We start from the raw sequence: 24,122 nt of genomic DNA, 5'->3' as shown, positions 1-24,122 counted from the left end.
AAGTGGGCGCAGATCTTACCCAACCAGATCTGCGCTGGCAAGCGCCTTCAGACACAAACTTCGCCGACCAGTTTGGCCAACGCTTCAGCGTGCATGCGCACCAGGCCTTCGTCTTCGCCCTCGACCATGACCCGCACCAACGGCTCGGTACCGGACTTGCGCAACAGAACACGGCCGCGACCCGCCAGGGCCTCGGTCACCTTGGCACTGGCTTCCTTGACTGCAGGGTGCTCCAGCGGGTCGACCTTGCTGGCACCGAAACGCACGTTGATCAGCACCTGCGGGCACTTGCGCAGGGCCTGACGGGCCTGCGCCAGGGTTTCGCCACGGCGTTTGAGCGCCATCAGCACCTGCAGCGCGGCAATGATCGCGTCACCGGTGGTGGTGTGGTTGCAGCACACGACGTGCCCGGAGTTTTCACCACCGACCAGCCACTCACGCTCCAGCAGCTCGGCCATCACGTAGCGGTCACCCACCTTGGCCCGCACGAACGGAATATCCAGGTCCTTCAGCGCAAGCTCCAGGCCCAGGTTGCTCATCAGCGTACCCACTACCCCGCCCTGCAGCTTGCCACGATCGTGCAGGTCGCGGGCAATGATGAACAGCAGCTCGTCACCGTCGACGATGGCGCCAGTATGGTCGACCATCAACACGCGATCGCCGTCACCGTCGAAGGCAATGCCGAGATCGGCATGGCCAACCAGTACGGCAGCCTGCAGCGATTCGATGTGGGTCGAGCCGCAGCCTTCGTTGATGTTCAGGCCATCCGGCTGCGCATGCAGCACGGTCACATCGGCACCCAGCTCGCGGAACACGCTTGGCGCCACCTTGTAGGTTGCACCGTGGGCGCAATCGACCACCAGTTTGAGGCCGTCGAAGCTGGTGCTGCTAGGCACGCTGCTCTTGCAAAACTCGATGTAGCGGCCGGCAGCATCGTTGATGCGCGAAACCTTGCCCAGCTTGCCCGAATCGACAACAGACATCGGCTGATCGAGCAGTTCTTCGATCATCAGTTCGACTTCGTCCGGCAGCTTGGTACCCTGGCCCGAGAAGAACTTGATGCCGTTGTCTTCGTGCGGATTGTGCGAGGCACTGATGACAATGCCCGCCTGGGCATGGAAGGTGCGCGTCAGGTAGGCGATGGCCGGCGTCGGCATTGGCCCCAGCAGCATGACGTCGGCACCCGCCGCGGCCAGGCCGGCTTCGAGCGCAGACTCGAACATGTAACCAGAGATACGCGTGTCCTTGCCCACCAGCACCCGGCAATGGCCCTGCTTGCGGAAGGCCATGCCGGCCGCCCAGCCAAGCTTCAGCATGAAGTCAGGCGTGATCGGGAATTCGCCGACTCGGCCACGAATGCCGTCGGTACCAAAATATTTTCTGCTCATAGGGACTCCAATGTTCTTATTCGGCGTTTTGTACCGCAGCAATCATGCGCACCACATCGACAGTTTCAGCCACGTCATGGACACGCAGGATGCTCGCCCCCTTGGTCATGGCCAACGCCGCCAGCGCAAGGCTGCCGTACAAGCGCTCGCCGACCGGACGTTCCAGCGTCAGGCCGATCATGCTCTTTCGTGATACGCCCACCAGTAGCGGGCGCCCAAGGCGATAGAGTGCTTCCATGTGCTTGAACAGGCTCAGGTTGTGCGCCAGTGTCTTGGCGAAACCAAAGCCCGGGTCAAGGATGATTCTGTTCGCGTCGATGCCCGCGGCAGCGCAGGCAGCCATCCGCTGTTCAAGATAACGCGTGACGTCAGCGGTCACATCATCGTAATGCGGGTCGTCCTGCATGTTGCCCGGCTCGCCGCGCATGTGCATGAGGCACACCGGCAGCCCGGTATCCGCAGCGGCGTCCAGGGCGCCATCACGCTCCAGGGCACGTACGTCATTGATCAACCCGGCACCGAGGCGCGCCGATTCACGCATGACGGCAGGCGTGGAGGTATCGACCGAAATGACGACGTCGAGGCGGCTGTTGATGGCCTCGACCATCGGCGCCACACGCTCCAGCTCCTCGGTCACCGATACCGCCCGCGCGCCGGGGCGCGTGGACTCACCGCCGATGTCGATCAGCGTGGCGCCGGCCGCGACCATCGCTTCGGCATGGCGCAGGGCCTCGTCGCGCTGGCTGAAGCGCCCGCCATCGGAAAAGGAATCGGGGGTGATATTGAGAATACCCATGACATGGGTACGCGACAAATCAAGAACCCGGTTGCCGCAAGGCAACCGGGTCGGGTACTGCACTGAGCTCATAGACGCCCTTAGTGTTGAGCTGCCGGACCGCCAATTGGCGACTCAGGGCGATCATCCTGGGCAGCAGGGGTGCCCGAATGCTTGTCATCGTCCCAGTCACGCGGTTCGCGTGGCGTACGGCCAGCCATGATGTCATCGATCTGGTCGGCATCAATGGTCTCATACTTCATCAGCGCTTCGGTCATCGCTTCCAGCTTGTCGCGATTCTCGATCAGCAACTGCTTGGCAGTGGCGTAGCACTGGTCGATGATGCTGCGTACTTCGGAGTCGATCAGCTTGGCAGTCTCGCCGGACACGCTGGCATGCTGGCTGCCCGCGCTACGACCCAGGAACACCTCACCCTCTTCTTCTGCATACATCAGCGGGCCGAGTTTTTCCGACAGGCCCCACTTGGTCACCATGTTGCGAGCGATCTGGCTGGCCCGCATGATGTCGTTGGAAGCGCCGGTGGTGACGCCATCGAAGCCCAGGGTCATTTCTTCGGCGATACGGCCACCGTACAGCGAGCAGATCTGGCTGATCAGCGCACGCTTGGACAGGCTGTAGCGGTCTTCTTCTGGCAGGAACATGGTGACGCCCAGGGCGCGACCGCGCGGAATGATCGAAACCTTGTAGACCGGGTCGTGCTCAGGCACCAGGCGACCCACAATGGCATGACCGGCCTCGTGGTAGGCAGTGTTGCGCTTTTCTTTCTCGGACATGACCATGGTCTTGCGCTCGGCGCCCATCATGATCTTGTCCTTGGCCAGCTCGAACTCTTTCATTTCGACCAGGCGCTTGTTGGAACGCGCGGCAAACAGCGAGGCCTCGTTGACCAGGTTGGCCAGGTCGGCACCGGAGAAGCCAGGGGTACCACGGGCAATCACCGCCGGGTTGACGTTTTCGCCAATCGGCACCTTGCGCATGTGTACCTTGAGGATCTGTTCGCGACCGCGGATGTCTGGCAGGCCTACCACCACCTGGCGGTCGAAACGGCCAGGGCGCAGCAGCGCCGGGTCGAGTACGTCAGGGCGGTTGGTAGCGGCAATGACGATGATGCCATCGTTCATCTCGAAGCCGTCCATCTCCACCAGCAACTGGTTGAGGGTTTGCTCACGCTCGTCGTGACCGCCACCCATGCCGGCGCCACGGTGGCGACCAACGGCGTCGATCTCGTCGATGAAGATGATGCACGGGGCGTGCTTCTTGGCCTGTTCGAACATGTCGCGAACGCGGCTGGCACCAACACCGACGAACATTTCCACGAAGTCCGAACCGGAAATGGTGAAGAACGGTACTTTTGCTTCGCCCGCGATAGCCTTGGCCAGCAAGGTCTTACCGGTACCGGGCGGGCCAACCATCAGCACACCGCGCGGGATACGGCCACCCAGGCGCTGGAACTTGCCCGGATCGCGCAGGAACTCGACCAGCTCGCCCACTTCTTCCTTGGCTTCGTCGCAACCTGCAACGTCGGCCAAGGTGGTCTTGACCTGGTCTTCGGACAGCAGGCGTGCCTTGCTCTTGCCGAAGCTCATCGGCCCGCCCTTGCCACCTGCACCGCCTTGCATCTGGCGCATGAAGAACATGAACACGGCAATGATCACCAGGATCGGGAAACTGGCGACCAGCAATTGCGTCCAGATGCTCTGCTGCTCTGGCTGCTTGCCTTCGACAACCACGTGGTTGTCGACCAGGTCACCGATCAGGCCATTGTCGGTAATGGCCGGGCGCACGGTCTTGAAGCTGTCGCCGTCAGCGCGCTTGCCGGTAATGATGTAGCCGTCGACGGTCACACGCTCGACCTTGCCATCCTTGACCTGCTGGATGAAGTCGGAATAGTTGAGGGTCTGCGGCTCGTTAGGGCTGGAGAAGTTGTTCATCACTGTCACCAGGACAGCTGCGATGATCAACCACAGGATCAGATTCTTTGCCATGTCGTTCAATTCGCTACCCTCTGAGGCCGGCGCACGACGCAGCCGTGCCTCGCATGATATTCATCGCCCTAACTTACTACATTACCTACGCAGCCGCAGGCACCGTCTGTAACCCTTTGTGAAAGCTAGACTACACGAAGTTCGGACGATCCAGACGGGACGGCCGATTGGAAATAACTATCGACCACCCGCAGCACGCTGTTCAAACGCCTTTGAAACCTTTGCCCAACAGGTACTGTTCACGGGAACGGTCCCGCGAAGAAGACGGCTTGCGCATTTGCACCTTGTCGAACTTGGTGCGCACATCCTTCAGGTACATATCAAAGCCTTCACCCTGGAAAATCTTGATCAGGAAATCGCCGCCGGGCTTCAGCACGCGGGTTGCCAGATCCAGCGCCAGCTCGCAGAGGAACATGGCGCGCGGCATGTCCACTTCGGGCGTACCACTCATATTGGGGGCCATGTCGGAAATCACAAGGTCTACGTGCGAATCACCGACCGCCGCCAGGATCTGCTGCAGCACTGCATCGTCGGTGAAGTCACCCTGGATGAAGGTCACGTCGGGGATGGAGTCCATTTCCAGGATGTCGGAAGCGATCAAGCGCCCCTGGCCACCAATCAGACGACTGGTCACCTGCGACCAGCCCCCTGGCGCCGCGCCGAGGTCGATTACGCTCATGCCCGGGCGGATGAGGCGGTCCTTTTCCTGGATCTCCAGCAGTTTGTAGCTCGCACGCGAGCGATAGCCATCCTTCTGCGCCTGTTTGACGAAAGGGTCGTTAAAATGCTCTCGCAGCCAGTTTGCGCTGCTTTTGGAACGTTGTACCACGGGGCACCTCGATGATATGCGTCGTGATTGACTGGGCGGAGCCGGTGGCCCTCGGGTAAAATGCCGGTCAATTTTACAGAATCAGACGGAAAGGGTCAGATTATGCCGCTCAATAACGAGCAGAAGAAGCAATACAAGTCCATTGGTCATGACCTGAAGCCGGTCCTGATCGTTGCCGGGAACGGTCTGAATGAAGGCGTAGTCGCCGAACTGGAGCGCGCGCTGGTCGACCATGAGCTGATCAAGGTCGAAATTCGTTCGGAAGACCGCGAAGAACGTGCCGCCACCATTGCCGAGCTGTGCAAGGCCGGCCGTGCCGAGCTGGTGCAGACCATCGGCAAGAAAGCACTGATCTACCGCAAGAACCCACAGCCGAACAAGCAGCTGTCCAACATCCACCGTTACAAGTAACGGTGGCTCCGGTCAGTGGCGCGATGAACGCGCCCTGACCGGCACCGGCTGGGCCACCAGCACGATGCCGGAAAAGCCCAGCACCAGGAAGCAGAACATCTGCCAGCGCTCGCCCACCGAAATACCGTAGCGCAAGGTGTAATACCCCACGCAGGCACCGAAGCCGAGCAACAGCATCTGGCCACGGAACTGCCGCCACCAGGCCGCCAGGCCGTCCACCCTTGCCAGCACTGCCAGCTGGGTCAACAAGCCAAGCAACGCCACGCCGATCAACCAGCGGTCGATCTGCCCGGCGATATCCTGCACCAGCAGCGGCGCCAGGCCACTGACCTTGAGCGCAGGCACCAGCCCCACATGGAACACCCACAGGCCACCGACCCAGAAAACCTGGGCCAGTTGCCAGAGGATCCCCTCCAGGGATGGCGCCCGCAGGCGCCGGTCAGATGTGCTTGACTTCGACAATCTCGTACTCGACCGTGCCGCTAGGCGTCTTGACGACGACGGTGTCACCTTCTTCCTTGCCAATGATGGCACGGGCAATGGGTGCGCCGCTCGACAGCTTGCCCTGCTTCACGTCGGCTTCATCTTCGCCGACGATCTGGTAGGTCACCTCTTCATCGGTTTCGGTGTTGGCCAGTACCACGGTGGTACCGAAAATCACCTTGCCGGTGTGAGGGATGGTGGTCACGTCGATCACGACCGAGTTCTGCAGACGGCCTTCGATATCGCGGATACGCGCCTCGACCATGCCCTGCTCTTCACGGGCAGCATGGTATTCGGCGTTTTCCTTGAGGTCGCCCAGCTCGCGCGCTTCACCGATCGCCTGGCTCAGGCGCGGGCGCTCGGTCTTGCTCAGGAACAGGTGCTCCTCTTCCAGGGCGCGAGCGCCCTGGACGGTCATCGGGTACTTGGTAATGCTCATGCTTTCAGTCCTGCATGCAGATCTTGCAGGCGACGAACGGTCTTTTCCGGACCAAATTTCAGCGCCTCGCAGATGGCTTCACCGGCCGCAATGGTAGTGGTGCAGTAAATCTTGTGCTGCAGCGCATTGCGACGAATCGAGTAGGAATCGGCAATCGACTGGCGGCCTTCGGTGGTGTTGATGATCAGCGACACTTCGTCGTTCTTGATCATGTCGACCACGTGCGGGCGGCCTTCCGTCACCTTGTTCACACGGCGCACTTTCAGGCCCGCCGCTTCGATAACCTTGGCGGTGCCAGCAGTTGCAACCACTTCGAAGCCCAGGGCGATCAGGTCGCGGGCAACGCCAGCCACTTGTGGCTTGTCGTCGTCACGCACGCTGATGAACGCGGTACCACCGGTCGGCAGCACTTCGCTGGCACCCATCTGGGCTTTGGCGAACGCCTCACCGAAGGTGTCACCGACACCCATGACTTCACCGGTCGATTTCATCTCAGGGCCGAGGATCGGGTCAACCCCCGGGAACTTGGCGAACGGGAAGACGGCTTCCTTGACGCTGTAGAAGTTCGGGATGATTTCCTGGGTGAAGCCCAGCTCTTTCAAGGTTTTGCCAGCCATTACGCGGGCGGCGATCATGGCCAGGGAGGTGCCGATGCACTTGGACACGAACGGCACGGTACGCGAGGCGCGCGGGTTGACTTCGATCACGTAGATCTTGTCGCCCTGCAGGGCCAACTGCACGTTCATCAGGCCGACAACGCCCAGCTCCAGGGCCATTTTGGCGACCTGTACGCGGACTTCGTCCTGCACTTCCTTGCTCAGCGAGTAAGGTGGCAGCGAGCACGCCGAGTCACCGGAGTGAACGCCGGCCTGCTCGATGTGCTGCATGATGGCGCCGATCACCACGTCGGTGCCGTCGCACACCGCATCCACGTCCATCTCGATGGCGCAGTTGAGGAAGTGGTCGAGCAGTACCGGGCTGTCGTTGGACACCTGCACCGCTTCACGCAGGTAGCGCTTGAGCTCGTCCAGTTCGTAGACGATTTCCATGGCGCGGCCGCCCAGTACGTACGACGGGCGCACCACCAGCGGGTAACCGATGCTGCCCGCAGCGCGGATAGCTTCTTCTTCGCTGCGCACGGTAGCGTTTGGCGGCTGCAGCAGGTTCAGGCGCTGAACCATCTGCTGGAAGCGCTCACGGTCTTCGGCGCGGTCGATGGCGTCCGGGCTGGTACCGATGATCGGTACGCCGGCTTCTTCCAGGGCACGGGCCAGTTTCAGCGGGGTCTGGCCGCCGTAGTGCACGATCACGCCTTTCGGCTTCTCGACGCGGCACACTTCCAGCACGTCTTCCAGCGTCAGTGGCTCGAAGTACAGGCGGTCGGAGGTGTCGTAGTCGGTGGAGACAGTTTCCGGGTTGCAGTTGACCATGATGGTCTCGTAACCGTCTTCACGCAGCGCCAGGGCGGCGTGCACGCAGCAATAGTCGAACTCGATACCTTGGCCGATACGGTTCGGGCCGCCACCCAGGATCATGATCTTGTCGCGGGTCGACGGGTTGGCCTCGCACTCTTCCTCGTAGGTGGAGTACAGGTAGGCGGTGTCGGTGGCAAACTCGGCAGCGCAGGTGTCGACGCGCTTGTACACCGGGAACACTTCGAGCTTGTGACGGTGACGGCGCAGGTTCTTGTCGGTGATACCCAGCAGCACAGCCAGGCGCTGGTCCGAGAAACCTTTGCGCTTGAGGCGCAGCATCAGGCTCTTGTCGATCGACGACAGGGCCAGGGTCTTGACCTTCTCTTCTTCCTTGATCAGATCTTCCATCTGCACCAGGAACCACATGTCGATGCCGGTCAGGGCAAAGATTTCTTCGCAGGTCATGCCCGAACGCATGGCGTCAGCCACGTACCAGATACGCTCGGCGCCCGGCACGGTCAGCTCACGCTTGAGGATGCCGGCAGCTTCCGGGCTGGCCAGGTCGACTTTCGGGTCCAGACCGCAGGCACCGACTTCCAGGCCGCGCAGGGCTTTCTGCAGGGATTCCTGGAAGGTACGGCCGATGGCCATCACTTCACCCACGGATTTCATCTGGGTGGTCAGGCGGGCGTCGGCTTTCGGGAACTTCTCGAAGGCAAAGCGCGGCAGCTTGGTGACGACGTAGTCGATCGACGGCTCGAAGGAAGCCGGGGTGCGGCCGCCGGTGATGTCGTTCTGCAGTTCGTCGAGGGTGTAACCGATGGCCAGCTTGGCGGCGATCTTGGCGATCGGGAAGCCGGTAGCCTTGGAAGCCAGGGCGGACGAACGCGATACACGCGGGTTCATCTCGATGACGACCATGCGGCCGGTGTCTGGGCAGATACCGAACTGCACGTTGGAACCGCCGGTTTCAACACCGATTTCACGCAGCACCGCCAGCGAGGCGTTGCGCATGATCTGGTATTCCTTGTCGGTCAGGGTCTGCGCTGGAGCAACGGTGATCGAGTCACCGGTGTGCACGCCCATCGGGTCGAAGTTTTCGATCGAGCAGACGATGATGCAGTTGTCCTTTTTGTCGCGGACCACTTCCATCTCGTACTCTTTCCAGCCGATCAGCGATTCGTCGATCAGCAGCTCTTTGGTCGGCGACAGGTCCAGACCACGGGTGCAGATTTCTTCGAATTCTTCACGGTTGTAAGCGATACCACCGCCAGTGCCACCCATGGTGAACGATGGGCGGATGATGCACGGGAAGCCGAGCTTTTCGAGGACCGCATTGGCCTCTTCCATGCTGTGGGCAATACCGGAGCGCGGGCACTCCAGGCCGATGTCTTTCATGGCCTTGTCGAAGCGCGAACGGTCTTCAGCCTTGTCGATGGTGTCGGCGTTGGCACCGATCATCTCTACGCCGAACTTCTCCAGAACGCCGTGGCGCTCCAGGTCCAGGGCGCAGTTCAGTGCGGTCTGGCCACCCATGGTCGGCAAGACGGCGTCCGGGCGCTCTTTCTCGATGATCTTGGCCACCGACTGCCACTTGATCGGCTCGATGTAGGTGGCGTCGGCCATGGCCGGGTCGGTCATGATGGTGGCTGGGTTGGAGTTCACCAGGATGACGCGGAACCCTTCCTCGCGCAGGGCCTTGCAGGCCTGGGCGCCGGAGTAGTCGAATTCGCAGGCCTGGCCGATCACGATCGGGCCGGCACCGAGAATCAGGATGCTTTTGATGTCTGTACGTTTTGGCATGGTGGTCACTCAAATCCGGGGTCAGTCGGCAAGCCGCTTTGAACAATCTGGGTCAGGCGCTTCCGGGCGCGGCGCGAGCCGGCCCGGGGCCTTGAAGCAGGATGCTCAGCGGCGCTTGGCCATGGCATCGGTGAAACGATCGAACAGTGGCGCGACGTCGGTCGGGCCAGGGCTCGCTTCAGGGTGGCCCTGGAAGCTGAACGCGCTCTTGTCGGTGCGTTCGATACCCTGCAGGGTGCCGTCGAACAGCGACTTGTGGATGGCGCGAACGTTGCCCGGCAGGGTAGCTTCGTCAACAGCAAAACCGTGGTTCTGGCTGGTGATCATGACCACGCCGCTGTCCAGGTCCTGGACCGGGTGGTTGGCACCGTGGTGACCATGGCCCATTTTCACGGTCTTGGCGCCGGAGGCCAGGGCCAGCAGCTGGTGGCCGAGGCAGATGCCGAATACCGGAATCTCGGTTTCGAGGATTTCCTTGATCGCCTGGATGGCGTAGTCGCACGGCTCGGGGTCACCCGGGCCGTTGGACAGGAACACGCCGTCCGGGTTGAGTGCCAGCACTTCGCTGGCTGGGGTCTGGGCCGGCACCACGGTCACGCGGCAGCCACGGGCAACCAGCATGCGCAGGATGTTCAGCTTGACGCCGTAGTCGAAGGCGACCACGTGGTAAGGCAGGTCGGCGGCTTCGATGGTCGGGTGGCTGTCGGTTTTCAGCTCCCACACGCTGGAGCGCCACTCGTAGCGCTCTTTGGTGGAAACGACCTTGGCCAGGTCCATGCCCTTCAGGCCAGGGAAGCCACGGGCGGCGGCGATGGCGGCTTCTTCGCTGATGTTGTCACCGGCGAGGATGCAACCGTTCTGGGCGCCCTTTTCACGCAGGATACGGGTCAGGCGACGGGTGTCGATGCCAGCGATGGCAACAACGTTGTTGGCCTTGAGGTACTCAGGCAGCGACTGGGTGTTACGCCAGTTGCTGGCCAGCAGCGGCAGGTCACGGATGACCAGGCCAGCGGACCAGACACGGTTCGACTCGGCATCTTCCGGCGTAGTACCGGTGTTGCCGATGTGCGGATAGGTCAGGGTAACGATTTGCTGCGCGTAGGAAGGGTCTGTAAGGATTTCCTGGTAGCCGGTCATAGCGGTGTTGAATACCACCTCACCAACGGTCTGACCGTCGGCACCGATGGCTTCACCGCGAAAAATACTGCCGTCGGCAAGGGCGAGTATGGCTGGCTTTGTCAAGAAGACCTCCCGTAAATCAAGCATGAAAGGGCGATCGCAGGTTGCAAAAAAGCGGAGTGACGTATGGACACGTCACCCCGCTTTCATGTGCTGAATTCAATTCGCTGCGCGCTTTTAGTGGACACACTAAAGCTGTAGCTTACAGAAAAGTGCGTTTTCGGTCTACCGCATATGTGTCTCTAAAACACATCAATGCGACAGACTGACATCGGCGGTGGCTTCTTCGCGGGCTCGCCCGCTCCCACAGGACCACCACACGCCCCGAGACCGGCGCAATACCTGTGGGAGCGGGCAAGCCCGCGAAGAAACCAACACCACTCGAACGGCTTAGCGCAGCTCGAGCACATCCTGCATGTCGTACAGGCCAGGCTCGCGCCCATCCAGCCACAGCGCCGCACGCACGGCGCCCTTGGCGAAGGTCATGCGGCTGGAGGCCTTGTGGGTAATTTCCAGGCGCTCGCCTTCGGCAGCGAACAATACAGTGTGGTCACCCACCACATCACCGGCACGCACAGTCGCAAAGCCGATGGTCTTGCGATCACGCGCACCGGTCTGCCCCTCGCGGCCATACACGGCCACTTCCTGCAGGTTTCGGCCCAGCGCATTGGCAACCACTTCACCCATGCGCAGCGCAGTACCCGATGGTGCATCGACCTTGTGCCGGTGGTGCGCCTCGATGATCTCGATGTCGACATCATCACCCAGCACCCGCGCGGCCATGTCCAGCAACTTCAGGCTAAGGTTCACACCCACGCTGAAGTTGGCAGCGAAGACGATTGGAATGTCCTTGCCGGCCTCGACCAACAGCTGCTTCTCTTCAGCTGTAAAACCGGTGGTGCCGATGATCATCGCCTTGCCGTGCTTGCGGCAAAATGCAAGGTTTTTCAGGGTCACCGAAGGGTGAGTGAAGTCGATGAGCACATCGAACTCATCGGCGACCTTGACCAGATCATCGGACAACAGCACGCCGATCCGGCCCAGTGCCGCCAGCTCACCGGCGTCAGCCCCAACCAGCGAGCTATCCGGGCGATCGATCGCCGCCGTCAGCCCGGCACCTGGCGTTTGTTGCACGGCTTCGATAAGGGTCTTGCCCATACGCCCTGCCGCACCCATCACTGCAATACGTCGCATAGCCTGTTCCTTGTCAGAGATCGCCGAAGAAGCGCTTCACGCCATCGAACCAGCCACTGGCCTTGGGCGAGTGGGAGCTGTCGCCTTCCAGCGAATCACGCAGCTCTTCGAGCAGCTCGCGCTGACGGCGGCTGAGGTTGACCGGGGTTTCCACCGCCACACGGCACAGCAGGTCGCCCGCACCACCACCGCGCACCGGCGCCACACCCTTGCCACGCAGACGGAACTGCTTGCCAGTCTGGGTGCCTTCCGGAATTTTCAGCTTCACGCGACCATCGAGGGTCGGCACTTCCAGCTCGCCACCCAGGGCGGCATCGGTGTAGCTGATGGGCACTTCGCAGTACAGGTGCTTGCCATCGCGCTGGAAGATCTCGTGCTCACGCACACTGATCACCACGTACAGGTCGCCAGTCGGGCCACCATGGGTACCGGCCTCGCCCTCGCCCGACAGGCGGATGCGGTCGCCGGTATCGACGCCTGCCGGCACCTTGACCGACAGCGTCTTGTATTCCTCGACACGGCCCTCGCCGTGGCACGAGGCGCACGGGTCGGTAATGATCTTGCCCTGGCCATGGCAGCGCGGGCAGGTCTGCTGCACCGAGAAGAAGCCTTGCTGCATGCGCACCTGGCCGATACCACCGCACGTCGGGCAGGTGGACGGGGTCGAACCCTTCTTGGCACCAGAGCCATCGCAAGGCTGGCAGTTGACCAAGGTAGGCACACGGATGCTGACCGTGGTGCCACGCACCGCTTCTTCCAGGTTCAGCTCCAGGGTGTAGCGCAGGTCGCTGCCGCGCTGGGCACCGCCACGTCCGCCGCCGCGGCCGCCGCCACCAAAGAAGTCGCTGAATACATCACCGAAGATGTCGGAGAAGTTGGCGCCACCGAAACCGGCACCGCCACCGCCCATGCTCGGGTCGACACCCGCATGGCCATACTGGTCGAACGCCGCGCGCTTGCTGGCATCAGACAACACTTCGTAGGCCTCGTTGGCCTCCTTGAACATGTCTTCCGACTCTTTGTCACCCGGGTTGCGGTCCGGGTGGTACTTCATCGCCAGACGGCGATAAGCCTTTTTGAGGTCAGCTTCACTGGCGCCGCGCTCGACACCCAGAACCTCATAGTAATCACGCTTGGACATAGGTCATTTGCACCTTGTTGGGCGTCTGGCATCTGCGCCGCGCCGTCAGCACCTGCCTGCGCCACCCAAGGTGGCTGACAGATGCTGTAAAAATTCTCGAATTCCAGATACGCCAACGCGGGAGCAAGCCCCCGCGCGGCGACATCCTACCAGTTCACCGCCAAACGGCGGTGAACTGGCCGACAACATGCAACGATTACTTCTTGTCGTCGCCTTTTACTTCTTCGAACTCGGCGTCAACCACGTCATCGTGCTTGGCTTCCGGCTCGGCCTGCTGCGCGCCACCCTGAGGCTGTTCGGCCGACTGCTCGGCGTACATCTTCTGGGCAACCGGGGCAGAGACCTTGGACAGCTCTTCGACCTTGGCATCGATGGCAGCCTTGTCGTCGCCTTTGACGGCGGCTTCCAGGGCAACCACGGCCGCTTCGATGGCAGTCTTCTCTTCAGCGGTGACCTTGTCACCTGCGTCAGCGACCATCTTGCGAGTCGAGTGCACCAGCGCATCACCCTGGTTACGGGCAGCGGCCAGCTCTTCGAACTTGCGGTCTTCCTCGGCGTTGGCCTCGGCGTCACGCACCATGCGCTCGATTTCGTCGTCCGACAGGCCGGAGTTGGCCTTGATCACGATCGACTGCGACTTGCCGGTAGCCTTGTCTTTGGCGCTGACGTGCAGGATGCCGTTGGCGTCGATGTCGAAGGTAACTTCGATCTGCGGCACACCACGCGGAGCCGGTGGAATGTCGGCCAGGTCGAACTTGCCCAGCGATTTGTTCTGCGCGGCCTGCTTACGCTCACCTTGCAGCACGTGAATGGTCACGGCGCCCTGGTTGTCGTCGGCAGTCGAGAACACCTGCGACTTCTTGGTCGGAATGGTGGTGTTCTTCTCGATCAGCGCGGTCATCACGCCACCCATGGTTTCGATACCCAGGGTCAGCGGGCTGACGTCCAGCAGCAGCACGTCTTTCACGTCACCGGCCAGAACAGCACCCTGGATGGCAGCGCCCATGGCGACGGCTTCGTCCGGGTTGACGTCCTTGCGGGCTTCTTTACCGAAGAAGTCAGCAACGGTTTTCTGCACCAGTGGCATACGGGTCTGGCCACCGACCAGGATCACGTCGTCGATCTTGCTGGCGTCGATGCCGGCATCTTTCAGGGCGATGCGGCAAGGCTCGATGGTGCGCTGCACCAGCCCTTCAACCAGCGACTCCAGCTTGGCGCGGGAGATTTTAACGTTCAGGTGCTTAGGACCGGTGGCATCTGCAGTGATGTACGGCAGGTTGACGTCGGTCGACTGAGCAGACGACAGCTCGATCTTGGCCTTCTCGGCAGCTTCCTTCAGGCGCTGCATGGCCAGCGGGTCGCCCTTCAGGTTCATGCCGGACTCTTTCTTGAACTCTTCGACCAGGTAGTCGATCAGCAGCATGTCGAAGTCTTCGCCACCCAGGAAGGTGTCGCCGTTGGTAGCCAGTACTTCGAACTGGTGCTCACCGTCGACTTCGGCAATTTCGATGACCGAAACGTCGAAGGTACCGCCACCCAGGTCATAAACGATGACAGTGTGGTCGCCCTTGGCCTTGTCCATGCCGTAGGCCAGCGCAGCAGCGGTCGGTTCGTTGATGATGCGTTTTACGTCCAGGCCAGCGATGCGGCCGGCGTCTTTGGTCGCCTGACGCTGGCTGTCGTTGAAGTAGGCCGGAACGGTGATGACCGCTTCGGTAACCGGCTCGCCGAGGTAGTCTTCGGCGGTTTTCTTCATCTTTTTCAGCACTTCGGCGCTGATTTGCGGCGGTGCCATTTTCTGGCCGTTCACTTCAACCCAGGCGTCACCGTTGTCAGCCTTGGCGATTTTGTACGGAACCAGCTCGATGTCTTTCTGCACGACCTGCTCTTCGAAGCGGCGGCCGATCAGGCGCTTTACCGCGAACAGGGTGTTGTGCGGGTTGGTAACAGCCTGGCGCTTGGCCGACTGACCTACCAGGATTTCGCCATCGTTGGCGTAGGCCACGATCGAAGGGGTGGTACGCGCACCTTCGGCGTTTTCGATGACTTTGACGTTACCGTTTTCCAGGATGGAGACGCACGAGTTGGTGGTCCCCAGGTCGATACCGATGATTTTGCCCATGTTAACTCTCCCGAAACTTGAATTTGGTAGCAGCGACTACTTTGGCCAACTGCGGTAATACTTGAAGGCTTGACACCTAGATGGGGTTGCCCAGACGGATTTCAAGCCTTTTCATTGATCGAGGGTTGCGCCGCGCTCGGCGCCTTGCTGACCACCACCATGGCGGGGCGCAGCAGGCGGCCGTTCAGCAGGTAACCCTTCTGGAACACATTCAGCACGCTGTTTGGCTCGACTTCGCCGTTTTCCTGCATGGCCATGGCCTGGTGGTGCTCAGGGTTGAACGGCTGGCCGTGCGGGTCGACAGCTTCAAGGTTGTAGCGCTTGAGGGTGTCCTGGAACATTTTCAGGGTCAGCTCGACACCTTCGCGGATCTGCTTGACGTGCTCATCGTCGGCACTGGAGTGGGTCAGCGCCAGCTCCAGGCTGTCGATCACCGGCAGCAGGTCGCTGGAGAACTTTTCCAGGGCGAACTTGTGGGCTTTCTCCACATCCTGCTCGGCACGACGGCGCACGTTCTGCACGTCGGCAACGGCGCGCAGCGCCTGGTCCTTGGCTGCGGCCAGCTGTTCCTCGAGCTCCAGAACACGGGTGTCAGCTGCAGTGCCTGCACCGGTTTCTTCCACGTTAAGGTCTTTCTCGTTCAGCTGTTCATCAGCCATGGGGTCTCTCCTGCGCAATTTTGTGGACTGCGAGCCAGGCTCGCCTGTGATGTCGGCTATATGGGGCCGGAAAAACCAGCTTCAAGGGGCAAGGTGGTTTTCCAGGCTGCAACAGAATCTGCCAAGGGGCATTGGCAGGCCTGAAAAAAGTACTGTATAAATAACCAGACCTGACTTTCGGGAGCCGCCCCTCATGCTGGTGCACCTGTCCATTCACAACTACGCCATCGTCGAGCACCTCGACCTCGAAATTGCCCGCGGCATGTCCGTCATCACGGGCGAGACCGGTGCCGGCAAATCGATCATGCTCGACGCCCTGGGCCTGGCCCTGGGCGACCGGGCCGACAGTGGCGTGGTGCGCCCTGGCACCGACAAGGCAGACATCCTCGCCACCTTCGACTTGGTGGACATCCCCGAGGCCCACGCCTGGCTGGCCGAACGCGACCTGGACAACGACGGGCTGTGCATCCTGCGCCGGGTCATCACCGCCGAAGGCCGCAGCCGCGGCTACATCAATGGCACGCCGTGCCCGCTGGGCGACCTGAAGGCGCTGGGCGAGCTGCTGATCGATATCCACAGCCAGCACGAGCACCAGTCGCTGCTCAAGACTGACACCCACCGCCGCCTGCTCGACGAGTATGCCGGCGCCGTCGACCTGGCCCGCCAGGTGCATCTGGCCGCCAAACGCTGGAACCAGACCCGCCTGGAGCTGGAGCGGCTGTCCAATTCAGGTGACGAGCAGCGTGCCCGCCATCAGTTGCTCAGCTACCAGCTGGAAGAGCTGGACAACCTCGGCCTGGGCGAGCACGAACTGGAGCACCTGGAGCAGGAGCACAAGAACCTGACCAGCGCCGAAGCGCTGTTCGGCATCTGCCGCCAGGTGATCGACCAGTGCAGCGAAAGCGACTCGGGCAACGTGCTTAGCGCCCTCACCACCAGCCTCAACCGGCTGGGCGCTGCCACCCACTCGCCCAAGGCCCTGGGCGAGGCCGCCAACCTGATTGCCAGCGCGCAGATCCAGGTAGAAGAAGCCGTGGGCGAGCTCAACCGCTTCCTCGACAACTTCGACGCCGACCCCATGCGCCTGCAGGCACTGGAAGAGCGCCTGGACACCATCTATACGCTGGCGCGCAAACACCGGGTGCACCCCACCGAACTGCCCCACCTGCAGCAACAATTAATGGAAGAGATCGAAGGCCTGAACGCCAGCGACGAATCGATCGAACGGCTGGGCGAAGAGCTGGCGGCTTTCGCACACCACTATAAAGAGCGCGCCCGCGAGCTCAGCGCCCTGCGCCAGCAAGCCGCGCAGCAACTGGCGGGCGCCGTCGAACAGGAAATCCAGCGCCTGGGCATGCCCGGCGGGCGTTTCCGCATCGAGCTGACGCCCACCGAGGGGGCTGACCTGTCACCGCATGGCCTGGAGCAGATCGAACTGCTGGTCAGCGCCAACCCCGGCCAACCGCTCAAGGGCCTGGCAAAGGTGGCCTCGGGTGGCGAACTGTCACGTATCAGCCTGGCGATTCAGGTGATTACCGCCCAGACATCGCGCATTCCTACCCTGGTGTTCGACGAAGTCGACGTGGGTATCGGCGGCCCTACTGCCGAAATTGTCGGCCAGTTGTTGCGCCGCCTGGGCGAGCGCGGCCAGGTGCTGACCGTGACTCACCTGCCACAGGTTGCGGCGCAAGGGCATCACCACCTGTTCGTGCACAAGGTGCGCAACAGCGACACCACCCACACCGCCGTGGCCAGCCTGGGCAAGCGCGAGCGGGTCGAGGAAGTGGCGCGGATGCTCGGCGGCATTGACCTGACCAAGGAATCCCTGGCGCATGCGCGCAAGATGGTGGTTTCTGGCAAGGCTTGATGCTACCTGCACTGGCCCTATCGCCGGCAAGCCAGCTCCCACAGGGTGATCACAGGACCTGAAATACGTGGTGTACCTGTGGGAGCTGGCTTGCCGGCGATAGGGCCAGTGCAGGCAACCCAATTAATCTGCCCGAAGCAGAAAGCACAAAGGCGACCCGAAGGTCGCCTTTGTCATTCATAACGATAAAAAATCGTTACTTCTTCTTACGCACATACAGGACCAAATTGTGGTCCACCAGCTCGAAGCCATGCTCGGCTACGATTTCGCGCTGGCGCTTCTCGATTTCGGCATCCATGAATTCGATGACTTCACTGGTCTCCACGTTCACCATATGGTCATGGTGACCGCCATCGGCCAGCTCGAACACTGCGTGGCCGCCGTCGAAGTTGTGGCGAACCACCAGACCCGCTGCTTCGAACTGGGTCAGTACGCGATAGACGGTGGCCAGGCCTACGTCCTCGCCTGCTTCCATCAGTGCCTTGTAAACATCCTCGGCACTCATGTGACGCTGCTCGGTGGAATCGAGCATCTGAAGGATCTTGACTCGAGGCAGGGTCACCTTGAGACCGGCTTTGCGCAATTCGCTATTTTCAACCATGGTCAGCTTTCTCGCCGATGCTGCTTCGCAGCTTCTCTTAATACGGGTATGATCGGGGTTTACGTTGTCCAGCCAAGATAGTGGAAGTCGCCCACCGATGCAAAACACCAAGCTCTTGCTAACCAGCCTCACCCTAGTGGGACTGCTCGCACTCGCCGGTTGCTCGTTTCCCGGGGTTTACAAAATCGACATCCAGCAGGGCAATGTCGTCACGCAGGACATGATAGACCAATTACGCCCGGGAATGACCCGACGGCAAGTAAGGTTTATCATGGGCAACCCGCTGATTCAGGACACCTTCAACACCAATCGTTGGGATTACCTGTACAGCCTGCAGCCTGGCGGCGGTAAACGCCAGCAAGAGCGCATGAGCATCTTCTTCAACGAAAGCGACCAACTGGTCAGCTTGTCTGGCGACTTCATGCCAGGCGTCAGCCGCGACCAGGAAATCCTCGGTGGCAGCGGCGACACCTCGGTCAGCCCAGCCAGCGAGCCAGGCCAGACAGAGCAGCCAGCGGCCCAGCCAGAAGAAAAACCGGCCAAGCCAGGCTCGGTGGAAGAATCCATCCAGCGCGAAATCGACACCATCGAGGCCACCCCGGTCCCGACCCCCGCACCGCTGGAAACCCGCTAAACGGGAACAGCAGATGCAAAAAAGCCCGGACCTGGTCCGGGCTTTTTATTTGCGCCTTATCCGTCAGGCATTCAATTGCTTGGCACGTTGGCAGAACGCATCGACCAGGGTGTTGGCCGCCTGATTGAACAGCGGGCCCAACGTGGCGCGCACAATCGGCCCGGCATAATCGAAGGACAGGTCCAGGCTGATCTTGCAGGCCTTTTCACCCAGCGGCTTGAACACCCACACGCCATGCAGCTGCGTGAACGGCCCTTCCTCAAGGTTCATCTCGATAGATTGCCCCGGCACCAGCACGTTACGCGTGACGAAGTACTGGCTCATGCCACCTTTGGCCACCTCCAGCTTGGCATGCATGTGCGTATCGCTGGCGTCGATCACCGTGGAGGCCGAGCACCACGGCAGAAACTCTGGGTAGCTGGCCACATCGTTGACCAGATCGTAGAGCGCCTGGGCGGGGTATGGCAGCAGGGCGGAGCGTTGAATATGGGTAGTCATCCAGGCGTCACTTCCAAGGCTGGGTGGCGACGCTTCGCAGCGTGCCGAAAACAGGTTCTGTGCGTATGACAGGGTTGGTATTGTCCGGTATTCATTCCGGTGGCTCAAGCACACCGAAATCCCATAGCGGACGACGCGCGGACTTGCCTATAATGCCGCCCCTATGGCTAAGCAAAAAAAACATCCGACCGGGACCATCGCGCAAAATAAAAAAGCGCGACACGATTACTTCATCGAACACAAGTTCGAGGCCGGGCTGGTCCTGTCCGGCTGGGAAGTAAAAAGCCTGCGAGCTGGCAAGGCGCACCTCGTTGACAGTTACGTGCTGCTCAAGGACGGTGAGGCCTGGCTGTTCGGCAGCCACATCACCCCGCTGACCACCGCCAGCACCCACGTCATCGCAGACCCTATCCGCACCCGCAAGCTGCTGCTGAACAAGCGCGAGCTTGAGCGGCTGGAAGCGGCTGTGGCGCAAAAGGGCTACACCTGCGTGGCGTTGTCGCTGTACTGGAGCAAGCACCTGATCAAGTGCGAAATTGCACTGGGCAAGGGCAAGAAGGAATTCGACAAGCGCGACACCGTGCGCGAACGCGATTCCAACCGCGAGCTGCAGCGGGTTGTGCGGAACAAGGGCAAGGAAGACTAATCGGTCTTTAGCCTGTTCCGGCCTCTTCGCGGGCACGCCCGCTCCCACAGGGATCGAGCCAGGTTCAAGCCCGGCGCCCATCCTGTGGGAGCGGGCGTGCCCGCGAAGAATCCAGCACCGATCTCAGCGCCCGCTGCGCCGCTCTGCCCGCGCCACCCGCTGCGCCTCTTCGTGCGCCTCTTGCAGCACCTCCTGCACATACAGAATGTGCCGGCTAGACACCTCCCGCGCATCCTCCGCCCTGCCCTCGACAATCGCCAGGTACAGCTCCCGGTGCTGACTGATCAGCATGTCCCGGGTTTCGGTGCGTTGCTGGTACATGCCACCAATGTTGGTCACCACGTTGCGCTTCAGCAGGTCGAACAAGCCCCGAATGGTGTGCAGCAACACCGCGTTATGGCTGGCCTCGGCAATCGCCAGGTGGAAGCGCGCATCGGCCACACCCTCTTCCGCCCGAGTAACCTCATCAACCCGGGTGTAGCAGTCCTGCAACGCATCGAAGGCCGCCTTCAAGCGCGCCCGGTCCGGCCCGGTGGCACGCTGGGCGGCGTAATAGGCACACGACGCCTCCAGGGTATGGCGAAATTCGAGCAGGTCGCGCTGCGCCTCGGCACTGTGCTCGAGCAACTGCAGCAGCGGGTCGCTAAACGTAGAACCCAGTGACTCGGCCACAAAATTGCCCCCGCCCTGGCGGCTGACCAGCAACCCCTTGGCCACCAGTTTCTGGATCGCCTCACGCAGTGACGGGCGGGACACGCCGAACTGCTCGGCAAGGGCGCGCTCGGCCGGCAGCCGCTGCCCAGAGGTCAGCGTGCCTTCCAGAATCATCCCTTCCAACCGATCGACAATGTCGTCGGACAGGCGCCGCTGGCGGACCTGATCAAAAACCATCACATGCTCTCCACAAACCCCCGGCAAATTTCAGGGGCGCCTATTCTCGCCGATCCAGGCCGCGCAAACACCCATCAAGCCGCGATTTTGCCAGCGCATCAGGCGCCCATTCATCGGCACGCGACCAAAGTTTTGCACAGGACAAATTGACACACCCACGACAGCGCTTTTAACCTAGCGACCAGCCATTGTAAATTGGTCTTACCAATTATCCAATGCCAGTGCTGACCAACAACAATTAGGGGCCACCCCATATGCAAACCTGGCAACAACTCTATAGCCCGCTTGGTAGTCTTGGCCTGTCCGCACTGGCGGCAGTCATCCCTATCGTGTTCTTCTTCCTTGCCCTCGCCGTGTTCCGCCTGAAAGGCCACGTAGCGGGCAGCATCACCCTCGCGCTGTCGATTTTGGTGGCGATCTTTGCCTTCCAGATGCCTGTCGACATGGCCCTCGCCGCCGCGGGTTATGGGTTCCTCTACGGCCTCTGGCCGATTGCCTGGATCATCGTTGCCGCGGTGTTCCTGTACAAACTAACGGTCAAGAGCGGCCAGTTCGAAGTGATCCGCAGCTCGGTGCTGTCGATTACCGACGACCAGCGCCTGCAAGTATTGCTGATCGGCTTCTGCTTCGGTGCCTTCCTCGAAGGCGCGGCAGGCTTCGGCGCACCCGTGGCAATCACTGCCGCGCTGCTGGTGGGACTGGGCTTCAACCCGCTGTACGCCGCCGGCCTGTGCCTGATCGCCAACACCGCACCCGTGGCCTTCGGCGCCCTGGGCATCCCGATCATCGTGGCCGGCCAGGTCACCGGCATCGACGCCTTCCACATCGGCGCCATGACCGGCCGCCAGCTGCCGCTGCTGTCGCTGTTCGTGCCGTTCTGGCTGGTGTTCATGATGGACGGCCTGCGTGGCGTGAAAGAAACCTGGCCTGCCGCCCTGGTCGCCGGCCTGAGCTTCGCCGTCACCCAGTACTTCACGTCGAACTTTATCGGCCCTGAGCTGCCCGACATCACCTCGGCGCTGGCCAGCCTGATCTGCCTCACCCTGTTCCTGAAAGTCTGGCAGCCAAAGCGTTCGTTCAGCGAAGCCAAAGGCAGCGTCGGCGCAGCCGTTGTGCAGCCAAGTGGCAGCCAGCCTAGCCCTTACAGCTTTGGCGAAATCTTCAAGGCCTGGTCGCCGTTCCTGATCCTGACCGTACTGGTCACCATCTGGACCCTGAAGCCGTTCAAGGCAGCGTTCGCCCCGGGCGGCGCCATGTACAACTTCGTGTTCAACTTCGCCATCCCGCACCTCGACCAACTGGTGATCAAGACCGCACCGATCGTTGCCGCGCCAACCGCCATGCCAGCGGTGTTCAAGCTCGACCCGATCTCTGCCACCGGCACCGCGATCTTCCTCTCGGCGCTGATCTCCATGGCGGTGCTGAAGATCAACTTCAAAACTGGTCTGACCACTTTCAAAGAGACCTTCTGGGAGCTGCGCTGGCCCATCCTGTCCATCGGCATGGTGCTGGCCTTCGCCTTCGTCACCAACTACTCGGGCATGTCCTCGACCATGGCCCTGGTACTGGCCGGCACCGGCGCCGCGTTCCCGTTCTTCTCGCCGTTCCTTGGCTGGCTGGGCGTGTTCCTGACCGGTTCGGACACCTCGTCCAACGCCCTGTTCAGCTCGCTGCAGGCCACCACTGCGCACCAGATCGGCGTCAGCGACACCCTGTTGGTAGCGGCCAACACCAGCGGCGGCGTGACCGGCAAGATGATCTCGCCGCAGTCCATTGCCGTGGCCTGCGCCGCCACCGGCCTGGTGGGCAAGGAATCCGACCTGTTCCGCTTCACCGTCAAGCACAGCCTGTTCTTTGCCACCATCGTGGGCCTGATCACCTTAGTGCAGGCTTACTGGCTGACCGGCATGCTGGTTCATCACTAAAGTGAAAGGGGCCGGGCGCCATCGCGCGCCCGGCACTCCCCACAAGCAACGCTGCGAGAATCCATGATCATTTCTGCCTCTACCGACTATCGCGCCGCGGCCCAACGCAAGCTGCCTCCCTTCCTGTTCCACTACGCCGACGGCGGCGCCTACGCCGAGCACACCTTGCGCCACAACGTGTCGGACCTGGCCGGCATTGCCCTGCGCCAGCGCGTGCTGAACAACATGTCCGAGCTCAGCCTGGAAACCAAGCTGTTCGACGAAACCCTGAGCATGCCGGTAGCCCTGGCCCCGGTCGGCCTCACCGGCATGTACGCCCGCCGTGGCGAAGTGCAGGCGGCGCGTGCAGCGGCGGCCCACGGCATCCCGTTCACCATGTCTACCGTGTCGGTGTGCCCGATCGAAGAAGTGGCCCCGGCCATCGACCGGCCAATGTGGTTCCAGCTGTACGTGCTCAAGGACCGCGGCTTCATGCGCAACGCCCTGGAGCGGGCCAAGGCCGCCGGGGTCAAGACCCTGGTGTTCACCGTCGACATGCCCGTACCCGGCGCCCGCTACCGCGATGCCCACTCGGGCATGAGCGGCCGCAACGGCCCGCTGCGCCGCGTGCTGCAAGCCATGACCCACCCCGAGTGGGCGTGGGATGTGGGGGTGATGGGCCGCCCGCACGACCTGGGCAACATCTCCAAGTACCGTGGCAACCCCACGGGCCTGGCCGACTACATCGGCTGGCTGGGCAACAACTTTGACCCGTCCATCTCCTGGAAAGACCTGGAGTGGATCCGCGAGTACTGGGACGGCCCGATGATCATCAAGGGCATTCTGGATGCCGATGACGCCCGCGATGCGGTCAAGTTCGGCGCCGACGGCATCGTGGTGTCCAACCACGGCGGCCGCCAGCTCGATGGCGTGCTGTCCAGCGCCCGCGCCCTGCCGGCCATTGCCGACGCCGTCAAAGGCGACCTGAAGATTCTGGCCGACTCCGGCATCCGCAGTGGGCTCGACGTGGTGCGCATGATCGCCCTGGGTGCCGACACCGTACTGATCGGCCGCGCCTTCCTCTATGCCCTTGCCGTGCACGGCCAGGCCGGGGTGAAAAACCTGCTTGAGCTGTTCGAGAAGGAAATGCGCGTGGCCATGGTGCTGACTGGCGCCAAGTCGATCAGCGAGATCACCCGCGACTCGCTGGTACGCGAACTGGGCGCCTGACCGCCTG

At 61.7% G+C, this 24,122-nt stretch carries 21 protein-coding genes; 6 read left to right on the top strand and 15 right to left on the bottom strand.

The window, feature by feature from the left end; translation table 11 throughout:
* Positions 1-47: 47 nt before the first annotated feature.
* The 4 genes from glmM to rlmE form a co-directional block, all read right to left on the bottom strand.
* Positions 48-1,388, bottom strand: a complete 1,341-nt coding sequence (glmM, locus tag N805_RS25895) for a phosphoglucosamine mutase (RefSeq protein WP_019470451.1) — start codon at positions 1,386-1,388, stop codon at positions 48-50.
* A 16-nt stretch (positions 1,389-1,404) separates the two neighbouring features.
* Complete coding sequence (gene folP / locus N805_RS25890; RefSeq protein WP_016489172.1) at positions 1,405-2,256, bottom strand: dihydropteroate synthase; 852 nt, start codon at positions 2,254-2,256, stop codon at positions 1,405-1,407.
* An 8-nt stretch (positions 2,257-2,264) separates the two neighbouring features.
* Positions 2,265-4,169 carry an ATP-dependent zinc metalloprotease FtsH gene (gene ftsH / locus N805_RS25885; RefSeq protein ID WP_019470450.1) on the bottom strand — a complete coding sequence of 635 codons (1,905 nt, stop codon included), beginning with the start codon at positions 4,167-4,169 and terminating at the stop codon, positions 2,265-2,267.
* Positions 4,170-4,371: 202 nt separating this feature from the next.
* Complete coding sequence (rlmE, locus tag N805_RS25880) at positions 4,372-4,998, bottom strand: 23S rRNA (uridine(2552)-2'-O)-methyltransferase RlmE (RefSeq protein WP_019470449.1); 627 nt, start codon at positions 4,996-4,998, stop codon at positions 4,372-4,374.
* A gap of 102 nt (positions 4,999-5,100) precedes the next feature.
* Between rlmE and N805_RS25875 the strand changes: the two genes are divergently transcribed.
* Positions 5,101-5,409, top strand: a complete 309-nt coding sequence (locus tag N805_RS25875; protein ID WP_016489174.1) for a YhbY family RNA-binding protein — start codon at positions 5,101-5,103, stop codon at positions 5,407-5,409.
* Between the two features lie 12 nt (positions 5,410-5,421).
* On the opposite strand, the gene N805_RS25870 is transcribed toward N805_RS25875, so the two are convergent.
* The 8 genes from N805_RS25870 to grpE all read right to left on the bottom strand — a co-directional run bounded on the left by N805_RS25870 (position 5,422) and on the right by grpE (position 15,844).
* Positions 5,422-5,871: a hypothetical protein gene (locus N805_RS25870; protein WP_019470448.1), complete on the bottom strand. Its 450-nt coding sequence runs from the start codon at positions 5,869-5,871 to the stop codon at positions 5,422-5,424.
* Positions 5,849-6,325, bottom strand: a complete 477-nt coding sequence (gene greA, locus N805_RS25865) for a transcription elongation factor GreA (protein ID WP_024717413.1) — start codon at positions 6,323-6,325, stop codon at positions 5,849-5,851. The genes N805_RS25870 and greA overlap by 23 nt, the downstream gene beginning before the upstream one ends.
* A 2-nt stretch (positions 6,326-6,327) precedes the next feature.
* Positions 6,328-9,549 carry a carbamoyl-phosphate synthase large subunit gene (carB, locus tag N805_RS25860; protein ID WP_019470447.1) on the bottom strand — a complete coding sequence of 1,074 codons (3,222 nt, stop codon included), beginning with the start codon at positions 9,547-9,549 and terminating at the stop codon, positions 6,328-6,330.
* A 105-nt stretch (positions 9,550-9,654) separates the two neighbouring features.
* Positions 9,655-10,791 carry a glutamine-hydrolyzing carbamoyl-phosphate synthase small subunit gene (gene carA, locus N805_RS25855; RefSeq protein ID WP_016501647.1) on the bottom strand — a complete coding sequence of 379 codons (1,137 nt, stop codon included), beginning with the start codon at positions 10,789-10,791 and terminating at the stop codon, positions 9,655-9,657.
* Positions 10,792-11,118: 327 nt separating this feature from the next.
* On the bottom strand, positions 11,119-11,922 hold the full coding sequence (gene dapB / locus N805_RS25850; protein ID WP_019470446.1) for a 4-hydroxy-tetrahydrodipicolinate reductase: 804 nt from the start codon (positions 11,920-11,922) through the stop codon (positions 11,119-11,121).
* 13 nt (positions 11,923-11,935) lie between these two features.
* Positions 11,936-13,063, bottom strand: coding sequence for a molecular chaperone DnaJ (dnaJ, locus tag N805_RS25845; RefSeq protein ID WP_019470445.1), 1,128 nt, complete (start codon positions 13,061-13,063; stop codon positions 11,936-11,938).
* A gap of 196 nt (positions 13,064-13,259) precedes the next feature.
* Entirely contained in the window at positions 13,260-15,185 is a 1,926-nt protein-coding gene (gene dnaK, locus N805_RS25840) for a molecular chaperone DnaK (protein WP_019470444.1), read from the bottom strand.
* Positions 15,186-15,286: 101 nt separating this feature from the next.
* Positions 15,287-15,844 (bottom strand): nucleotide exchange factor GrpE, encoded by a 558-nt coding sequence (gene grpE / locus N805_RS25835; protein ID WP_019470443.1) that lies wholly within the window; start codon positions 15,842-15,844, stop codon positions 15,287-15,289.
* A gap of 193 nt (positions 15,845-16,037) precedes the next feature.
* Here grpE and recN point away from each other — a divergent pair, with 193 nt between their 5' ends.
* On the top strand, positions 16,038-17,711 hold the full coding sequence (recN, locus tag N805_RS25830) for a DNA repair protein RecN (protein WP_019470442.1): 1,674 nt from the start codon (positions 16,038-16,040) through the stop codon (positions 17,709-17,711).
* Positions 17,712-17,907: 196 nt separating this feature from the next.
* Here the strand turns inward: recN and fur are convergent, their stop codons facing one another.
* Entirely contained in the window at positions 17,908-18,312 is a 405-nt protein-coding gene (gene fur / locus N805_RS25825; RefSeq protein ID WP_019470441.1) for a ferric iron uptake transcriptional regulator, read from the bottom strand.
* Positions 18,313-18,409: 97 nt separating this feature from the next.
* On the opposite strand from fur, the gene N805_RS25820 reads away from it, so the two are divergent.
* Positions 18,410-18,946, top strand: a complete 537-nt coding sequence (locus tag N805_RS25820) for an outer membrane protein assembly factor BamE (protein WP_026034351.1) — start codon at positions 18,410-18,412, stop codon at positions 18,944-18,946.
* 63 nt (positions 18,947-19,009) lie between these two features.
* On the opposite strand, the gene N805_RS25815 is transcribed toward N805_RS25820, so the two are convergent.
* The gene (locus N805_RS25815) at positions 19,010-19,444 is read right to left on the bottom strand and encodes a type II toxin-antitoxin system RatA family toxin (protein WP_019470439.1); all 435 of its coding nucleotides are present in this window, start codon (positions 19,442-19,444) and stop codon (positions 19,010-19,012) included.
* Between the two features lie 163 nt (positions 19,445-19,607).
* Here N805_RS25815 and smpB point away from each other — a divergent pair, with 163 nt between their 5' ends.
* Positions 19,608-20,090 (top strand): SsrA-binding protein SmpB, encoded by a 483-nt coding sequence (gene smpB / locus N805_RS25810; protein ID WP_016489183.1) that lies wholly within the window; start codon positions 19,608-19,610, stop codon positions 20,088-20,090.
* Positions 20,091-20,213: 123 nt separating this feature from the next.
* Here the strand turns inward: smpB and N805_RS25805 are convergent, their stop codons facing one another.
* A complete protein-coding gene (locus N805_RS25805; RefSeq protein WP_019470438.1) occupies positions 20,214-20,981 on the bottom strand; it encodes an FCD domain-containing protein in 768 nt (255 codons plus the stop codon).
* A gap of 254 nt (positions 20,982-21,235) precedes the next feature.
* On the opposite strand from N805_RS25805, the gene N805_RS25800 reads away from it, so the two are divergent.
* Both N805_RS25800 and lldD read left to right on the top strand, forming a co-directional pair.
* Entirely contained in the window at positions 21,236-22,906 is a 1,671-nt protein-coding gene (locus N805_RS25800; RefSeq protein WP_019470437.1) for a lactate permease LctP family transporter, read from the top strand.
* A gap of 63 nt (positions 22,907-22,969) precedes the next feature.
* Entirely contained in the window at positions 22,970-24,115 is a 1,146-nt protein-coding gene (gene lldD / locus N805_RS25795; protein WP_019470436.1) for an FMN-dependent L-lactate dehydrogenase LldD, read from the top strand.
* Positions 24,116-24,122: the final 7 nt, after the last annotated feature.

Origin of the sequence: Pseudomonas putida S13.1.2, assembly GCF_000498395.2 — a bacterium.
Lineage (GTDB): Bacteria > Pseudomonadota > Gammaproteobacteria > Pseudomonadales > Pseudomonadaceae > Aquipseudomonas > Aquipseudomonas putida_Q.
Note: the sequence above shows the minus strand (reverse complement) of the source record. Positions and strands in the feature narration are given on the sequence as shown.

Excerpts from the sequence above, each read along its gene's own strand:
- carB (WP_019470447.1), bottom strand. The coding sequence starts at position 9,549 with ATGCCAAAACGTACAGACATCAAAAGCATCCTGATTCTCGGTGCCGGC.
- dnaJ (WP_019470445.1), bottom strand. The coding sequence starts at position 13,063 with ATGTCCAAGCGTGATTACTATGAGGTTCTGGGTGTCGAGCGCGGCGCC.
- N805_RS25820 (WP_026034351.1), top strand. The coding sequence starts at position 18,410 with ATGCAAAACACCAAGCTCTTGCTAACCAGCCTCACCCTAGTGGGACTG.
- dapB (WP_019470446.1), bottom strand. The coding sequence starts at position 11,922 with ATGCGACGTATTGCAGTGATGGGTGCGGCAGGGCGTATGGGCAAGACC.
- recN (WP_019470442.1), top strand. The coding sequence starts at position 16,038 with ATGCTGGTGCACCTGTCCATTCACAACTACGCCATCGTCGAGCACCTC.
- lldD (WP_019470436.1), top strand. The coding sequence starts at position 22,970 with ATGATCATTTCTGCCTCTACCGACTATCGCGCCGCGGCCCAACGCAAG.
- N805_RS25875 (WP_016489174.1), top strand. The coding sequence starts at position 5,101 with ATGCCGCTCAATAACGAGCAGAAGAAGCAATACAAGTCCATTGGTCAT.
- grpE (WP_019470443.1), bottom strand. The coding sequence starts at position 15,844 with ATGGCTGATGAACAGCTGAACGAGAAAGACCTTAACGTGGAAGAAACC.
- glmM (WP_019470451.1), bottom strand. The coding sequence starts at position 1,388 with ATGAGCAGAAAATATTTTGGTACCGACGGCATTCGTGGCCGAGTCGGC.
- fur (WP_019470441.1), bottom strand. The coding sequence starts at position 18,312 with ATGGTTGAAAATAGCGAATTGCGCAAAGCCGGTCTCAAGGTGACCCTG.
- ftsH (WP_019470450.1), bottom strand. The coding sequence starts at position 4,169 with ATGGCAAAGAATCTGATCCTGTGGTTGATCATCGCAGCTGTCCTGGTG.
- N805_RS25800 (WP_019470437.1), top strand. The coding sequence starts at position 21,236 with ATGCAAACCTGGCAACAACTCTATAGCCCGCTTGGTAGTCTTGGCCTG.
- smpB (WP_016489183.1), top strand. The coding sequence starts at position 19,608 with ATGGCTAAGCAAAAAAAACATCCGACCGGGACCATCGCGCAAAATAAA.
- folP (WP_016489172.1), bottom strand. The coding sequence starts at position 2,256 with ATGAGCTCAGTGCAGTACCCGACCCGGTTGCCTTGCGGCAACCGGGTT.
- N805_RS25805 (WP_019470438.1), bottom strand. The coding sequence starts at position 20,981 with ATGGTTTTTGATCAGGTCCGCCAGCGGCGCCTGTCCGACGACATTGTC.
- N805_RS25815 (WP_019470439.1), bottom strand. The coding sequence starts at position 19,444 with ATGACTACCCATATTCAACGCTCCGCCCTGCTGCCATACCCCGCCCAG.
- dnaK (WP_019470444.1), bottom strand. The coding sequence starts at position 15,185 with ATGGGCAAAATCATCGGTATCGACCTGGGGACCACCAACTCGTGCGTC.